The sequence below is a fragment of the Streptomyces sp. NPDC002619 genome, assembly GCF_042889305.1.
Taxonomy (GTDB): domain Bacteria; phylum Actinomycetota; class Actinomycetes; order Streptomycetales; family Streptomycetaceae; genus Streptomyces.
On sequence record NZ_JBIAQV010000113.1, the window covers coordinates 1 to 6299 of the forward strand.

Annotated in this window: 5 protein-coding genes; 2 read left to right on the forward strand and 3 right to left on the reverse strand. The window is 69.8% G+C overall.

Going from position 1 to position 6299, the window contains the following annotated elements; all coding sequences use genetic code 11:
• The coding region (locus ACFYXB_RS45295; RefSeq protein WP_389591320.1) for an RNA-guided endonuclease InsQ/TnpB family protein at nucleotides 1–276 on the forward strand (276 nt) is incomplete at its 5' end.
• Nucleotides 277–542: 266 nt separating this feature from the next.
• On the opposite strand, the gene ACFYXB_RS45300 is transcribed toward ACFYXB_RS45295, so the two are convergent.
• Both ACFYXB_RS45300 and ACFYXB_RS45305 read right to left on the reverse strand, forming a co-directional pair.
• The gene (locus tag ACFYXB_RS45300) at nucleotides 543–1748 is read right to left on the reverse strand and encodes a cytochrome P450 (protein WP_389591322.1); all 1206 of its coding nucleotides are present in this window, start codon (nucleotides 1746–1748) and stop codon (nucleotides 543–545) included.
• Complete coding sequence (locus ACFYXB_RS45305) at nucleotides 1745–2743, reverse strand: DUF1259 domain-containing protein (protein ID WP_389591323.1); 999 nt, start codon at nucleotides 2741–2743, stop codon at nucleotides 1745–1747. The genes ACFYXB_RS45300 and ACFYXB_RS45305 overlap by 4 nt, the downstream gene beginning before the upstream one ends.
• A 548-nt stretch (nucleotides 2744–3291) precedes the next feature.
• Here ACFYXB_RS45305 and ACFYXB_RS45310 point away from each other — a divergent pair.
• Entirely contained in the window at nucleotides 3292–3447 is a 156-nt protein-coding gene (locus ACFYXB_RS45310) for a hypothetical protein (RefSeq protein ID WP_389591324.1), read from the forward strand.
• A 218-nt stretch (nucleotides 3448–3665) separates the two neighbouring features.
• Here ACFYXB_RS45310 and ACFYXB_RS45315 read toward each other — a convergent pair whose 3' ends face one another.
• The gene (locus tag ACFYXB_RS45315) at nucleotides 3666–5747 is read right to left on the reverse strand and encodes an NPCBM/NEW2 domain-containing protein (RefSeq protein ID WP_389591325.1); all 2082 of its coding nucleotides are present in this window, start codon (nucleotides 5745–5747) and stop codon (nucleotides 3666–3668) included.
• Between the last annotated feature and the right edge of the window lie 552 nt (nucleotides 5748–6299).

Genomic DNA, 6299 nt, shown 5'->3' on the forward strand with positions numbered 1-6299 from the left:
GCCGGGCTGAACCGTTCGATCGCCGATGCCGGATGGGGGGTGTTCCTCGCGATCTTGAACGCCAAGGCTGAGAGTGCCGGACGGGAAGTGATGGCCGTGGACCCCCGCAACACCTCCCGGCGGTGCCCCGAATGCGGGCACACCGCCAAGGAGAACCGGCCCACACAGGAGAAGTTCCACTGCCAGGAGTGCGGTCACCAAGCGCACGCGGACACCGTGGGCGCTCTCAACGTTCTACGGGCCGGGCTGGCCCGTCGCGAAGCCCAACCGGCTTAGCGAGAAACCACCCCGTTCACGGGGTGGAGGAGTCACGACGACGATGGTCGCAGGCAGCACCGTGCCGGCCAACGGCACGGCTGCGGAATTCTCCGAGCGCAGTCCCCACCCCGGGGGTCCGCGGCTGCCGACGAGCGCTGCGGCGGCGAAGACAGCGGCGTGTCCGGCCCTGCGCCCGCGGCGGCGAAGGCGGCGGCACCCGGCCGGCCAGGACACGGGGCGCACCGCCGGGCTGGCGGCCTCTGGGCCCTTGCCCGGCGATACCCCTACCAGGCCACCGGCAGCTGAAGCGGGAAACGCCTGATCGTCTGCGTGTCCCACCGCAGTTCCTCCGGCGGCACGGCGAGCCGCAGATCGGGGAATCTCTCCACGAGCCGCCCGACGGCCACCTCCAGCTCCGCCATGGCCAAGGGCATCGCGATGCACCGGTGTCCGCCCCAGCCGAAGGTCATGTGCGGAGCGCTGGGCCGGCCGAGGTCGATGACGTGCGGGTCCGGGTAGCGCTCCGGGTCACGGTTGGCCGTCAGGTACGACACGTGGACGAAGTCACCCGCCCGGATGCGTGCCCCGTCCACTTCCACGTCCTCCAGCGCCACCCGGGGGATTCCGACCCCCTTGCGGAACGGGATGCAGCGGAGCATTTCGTGCAGCACATCGGTCAGAGTCTCGGGCCGGCGCCTGAGGTGCTCCATCAGCTCGGGACGGGTCAGGAGCAGGTAGACGATGTTGCTGATCTCACAGGTCGCCGTGTCCTGGCCACTGAGCGCCAACATCAGCGCCATGACCGCCAGTTCCCTGTCGTCCAGCTGCTCCTCACCTTCCCGGGCTGCGGCCATCGCGCTGATGAGGTCCGGGCCCGGTGAGTGGCGACGCTGTTCGACGAGTTTGGCGAAGTAGGCCGTCAGATCGGCCTTGGCTCTTGCAGCGGCTTCCTTGTTACCCGCGCCGACGACGAGGAGTTGGCGTACCGACTCCTGCATGCGGGGCCATTCCCCCTGTTCGATGCCAAGGAGGTCCAGGATGGTGTGCTGGGGAAGTGTGTCGGACAGGTGCTGGACCAGATCGACCGGCGGCCCCTGTTTCGCCATGTCGTCCAGCAGGACGTCGGTGAGCCGGATGATCCGGTGCCGCATGCCGTCGACCTGCTGCTGGGTGAAGGCCTGCGAGGCCAGGTGGCGGACGCGGCTGCTGAGCGGCGGGTCCATCACGTTGACCGACTCGGGCGAGACGATGGGCTCCGGCGTCATCCGGGGGTAGTCGTGGCCGATGATGCCCGCCCGGCTCAGCCGGTGGTCGGTGGTCACCTGCTTGACCGCGTCGAAGCCGGTGATCAGCCAGGCGTCCCTGTCGCCGTAGCGGAGCCGGATGCGCGCGGGGCGCTCGCGGCGCATCAGCTCCGCGAGCGCGGGGTCGAACTCCAGGGCTTCGCTGAAGTCGAACGGGCAGACGACCGTCTCGTTGTCCACGGTCATCCGCCGACTCCTAGCATGGGTACGACGTTGGTGGCACCCACGGCCCGGCGAATGGCCTGGGCGAGCTGGACGGCATCGCCGACGGCCCAGTAGTGGACGAAGAACAGGCGTGGTTCGTCGGTCAGGTGGTGATTGTGCAACTCGACGAGTTCGACGCCGCCGCGCCGCAGCGCCACAAGGGCGGCCTGGACCTCGCCGGCGATCAGCGCCAGGTCGCCGCTGACAGCGGCCCTTCCGCCGCCCAACGGCTGGAAGTTGGCGGCGGAGGTGGAGCCCAGCCCCGCAGGCAGCGCCAGATCGCCGTCGGCCACGATCTCGCGGCGGACGTAAGTGGACTTGTAGATCTCGCCGTCGGCGCTGCCCTTGACGCCCATGGCGGCGTCGATGGCGGTGGTGTCCAGGTCGACGGGCGGCGCGGGGGCGGCGGGTGGGGCGGGCGGGGTGCCGGTGCAGTCGAACGCGGCGCGCAGACCGCGGGCGACGGCGACCGGATCGTGGGCGTGGGCGTGCACATGAACCCACCAGACGTCCGGCTCGTGGGCGAGCAGGTGCTTGTGGATGGCCGTCTGCATGATCCCGTGCTCGTGCAGGACGTCGCTGAAGTGCTGCAGTTCGCGTTCGGTGACCACGACGTCGCCCATCAACAGCGTGCTGTGGTCGGCGTACCGGACGAACGACACGTGCGTGCCCAGGGCGAGCGCCGGGTTGATCCGAATGCCGTGGGAGAAGACCCTGAGGTCAGTGCGCGGCAAGCCCGTGTGGTACATGAACCGTCTCATGTCACCGGGTCGGCCCAGCGCCTGGCCCACCTCCGCCCAGTCCGCCAGCTGGGTCAGCACCGGCGCGATCAGGGCGCGGTTCTTGGGCCCGGCGGAAAGGGCGCGGGCGCCGGGCGGCACCCCGGTGAGTACGGGCGCCAGGGCTGCTGCGGTCAGCACACGGCGCCGGGACGCGGTGCGCGGGGAACGGGTGTCCTGCTGTGGTTCGTTGGCCATGTCCTATGCCTCCTGGCGCGATGGAAGCACGGCGGAGCGCGTGGAGCGGTGACCGGCACCGCCCATCCCGCCAAGTGGGCTATCCGGCTGCCGCCTTCGGGCCGCGGCGAGAGCGCGCCCGGCCGCGGGAGACAGCGGCGCGTCCAGCGCGCTCCGGCACAGCGCCGGCCACACCGCCCCGTTGCACCGGCACCGGCATGAACTGCGCATCGCTGCACCACGTTCCGGGACGCGGTCATTTGGCGGCAGGCCCGGAGAGTCCGGCCCCCGGGCCAGCCGTTGCCGGTCGTGTCCCGCCGAGTGGTGTACGGGACCAACAGGGAAAGGCACAGGCCACGTGCACGATCCGTCAATTGGCGACCCAAAATGGCTGACGTGTCGTCAGTTCCGCTTCGCCGCGGGTGACCGCCGCCACGGAGCCTGCCGGCGTGGCCTCGGGTGCCGGGCGCCCGCGCGCGAAGGAGGTGGGGCGGCGCGATCGGCACGGGCTGACGTGTCATCACTTGATCTCGTACCCCGAAGGGTGCGCTTCTTGTTGAGTGAGGTCGGTGAGAGGGCCGTGTCAGGCGTGGTGGCCGTCTCGTTGCGGTAGCTGGCACACCGGCCGACTCGACGGCACTGGCCTGCTGCCGTCCCGCCCGGTACGGCTGCCGCTCGCCGGCATCGACCCGGCCGGCGTCTACCGGCACGGCGAACAGCGCTAGTCCGGCAGCCACCTCACCACCGTCGGCCTGCCCGTGCAGTGGACCGCCGAGCACGACGCCGAACTCGTTGTGCTGCGGCGCGCCTGACGCCGTCCGCTCCCGATCCGGGCCGGCCCAACATCACGACGCCGTGGCGCGTAACCGCGCCACGGCGTCTCAAAGTCTTGGCGAATCGGCCGCACCCAGGTGAGGTGTCACCTGGGTGCGGCCGAGCCGAATCAGCAGGTGGCGTTCAGACCGGCCCAGTTGGCGCGGTCGTTGTAGCCGCCGTCGCCGGCGTCGCCGACCACCAGGTCGAGCGCCCGGACGCCGGTCAGGTCGATGTCGACCTGGCGGATGTCGTCGCGGGTCAGCACACCGCTGTCGAACAGCACCCGGCCGTCACCGATCACCTGGAAGGTCGACGTGCCGCCCTCCGGGCCGACGTTGCGCACCGCATCGTCGATGCCGACGGTCGCGGTCAGCCGGCTGCACTGGTCGCCGAGGTAGTAGCGGATCGTGGAGGGCGAGGCGACCCCGATACCGGTCGGGTAGACCTGGCCGAGCATGCTGATCGGCGACCCGCCACCGACGCTCTGGTCGACCGTCGGGCTCATCCACCCGCTGGTGGCGCTGATCCACTGGTGGTGCGAGAGTGCGACATCGCCGTCCGGCGCCGCCGGTGCGACAACTATCGGCGTGGACGTCTCCTGCCGCAGCCGTCCCTTGCCGATCACCTCGTACGACGTGCCGGCGGTCAGTGCGGCGTTGCCCGGCGCGGCGGTGGCCGGCAGGGTCACCGTGAAGGCGAAGGTCACCAAGTGGTTGGAGTCCAGCAGCTTCGGCGCTTCGCCGAGCGGTCGGGCCGTCCAGCCGGCGGGCACCGTCAGCTCAACCCGCGGCGCGAAGACCGGCTGCGCACCGTCGTTACGCACGGTGACCTCGACCCGGGCCTGGTCGCCGCCGGCGACCACCGGGGCGGCCCCGGCCGGCACCGCGTCGCCACCGACCTGCGTCACCTGCGGCAGGCCGGCGACGACGTGCGGAACACCGGGCTTGCCCGTGGCCGGGCCGACCCGGAACAGGGCCGCGCCGTGGGCCGGGACGGCGGCACTGATGGTGCCGGCGCTCTCGGTGACCTGGTTGGTCCAGGCGTTCTTCAGGGTGAACCGATCTCCGGACAGCCCGACCGCCGGCGCCGTCGTGGTCAGGGTCGTCGGGCTGTCGCCCCGGTTCAGCAGCACCACGGCACGGTCACCGTTGGCAAGACGCTTCACCCAGGTCTCCGTCGTACCGGCGGGCCCGACGCGGACGGCCTGGATGCCGGCGGAGTCCTGGTCGATCGCGAGTACATCGGGGTCCGCGAGAATGTCGAGCGAGGTCTTGCTGAGCTTGCGGACGTCGCTGCCGATCACCAGCGGCGCGGCCGCCACCGACCAGAGCGTCATCTGGGTACGGAACTCCTCGTCGGTCATCCCCAGCTCAGGTCCGAGGTAGTCCGGGTCGTTGAAGTGCCCCGGCCCGGCGGCCTCGGGGTGCCGCGCGTTCGCGTCGTAGTTCCGCAGCACGTCCTTGTACTTGATCTCGCCGACGAAACCCACATCCGTGTACGTCCGCCAGGACTGCGCGATCGCCGGTGCATAGGTCCAGGAGTGCGTCGACTGCTGCTCCTCCGGGTAGTTGCCCCAGTCCGGGGAGGTCACCGGGTTGCAGAGGTTGAAGATCATGGGGCGCCCGCTGGCGTTGTTCCGCAACGCCTGCGCGAACTCGGTGTAGACGGTCTTCGGGTCGAGGTTCGCGGCGATCCCGCAGAGGTAGTCCGCCTTGACCGCGTCGAACTCCCAGGCGGCGAACTGGTCCGCGTCGCGCTGGTAGTAGCCGTGGCTGCCGAGTCCGCACTTGCCCGGGATGTACGGGCCGGCGTCGGTGTAGATGCCGGCCTTCAGGCCCTTGGCGTGGATGTAGTCGACCAGCGGCTTCAGCCCGTTCGGAAACTGGTCCGGGTTGGGCACCAGGTCGCCGGCCGAGTTGCGTGGGGTCGGCGCCGCCCAGTTGCCGTCGATCCAGACGTACTGGTAGCCGGCGTCGCGCAGACCGCTGCTGACCAGGAAGTCGGCTATTGACTTGACCTCGGCCTCGGTCGGATCGCCACCCAGCGCGTAGTAGGTGTTCCAGCCCATGTACGGCGTCGGGCTCAGTACCTGCTGAGGTGCTGGCGCCGTGACGGCGACGGTGCCGGCCGCTGGGTCGGCGTGGGCGGGTGCTGACACGGCCAGCAAGCCGGTCAGGAGGACGAGGAGGACGGTGAGATGTCGTTTCACATCGGATCCTTCGATCAGGCGTGCCGACCCGTCCTGGTCGTGAGTCTGAGGTACCGCTCCCTCGTGGAGGGTGCGGCGGTCGGTCTTCGGACCAGTCAATGCCCGCGCGCCTGCGGATTGTTTCCAGGATCTTGCAGCGGTTACCGGCGCGTGTCAACAATAATTCCTAAATTACGAGTTACTAGTAGGGCTTCGTTAGGTGCCCCAACTGCCGTCCAGCGGATAGCGTGTGATCTTGTATCAGGTGTGACACCTGAGGAGATGTGCGAGGTCCGTCCCCGCTTGGAAGCGTTCGCGGCAGGGTGCGCTTCTTGTTGAGTGAGGTCGGTGAGAGCGCCGTGTCTGGCGTGGTGGCGAGCAACGCTCAGGACTTGTGGATCGGCTCCCCGGGAGCGCGCGAAGGGCGTACCTTCCCGGGTGATTGATCGACAAGTCACCGAGTAGGCCCGCGTTCGCAGCGCGGGTCGGGAAGGCACGCCCGGTGCGACGTGAAGTCACATCGCACGCAGAGTCCGCAGGGGAGGAGACGTGTCATGCGGACCTGACCAGTGA

Bases quoted from the DNA above. Each gene is read 5' to 3' on its own strand.
- ACFYXB_RS45300 (WP_389591322.1), bottom strand. From the start codon at position 1,748: ATGACCGTGGACAACGAGACGGTCGTCTGCCCGTTCGACTTCAGCGAA.
- ACFYXB_RS45305 (WP_389591323.1), bottom strand. From the start codon at position 2,743: ATGGCCAACGAACCACAGCAGGACACCCGTTCCCCGCGCACCGCGTCC.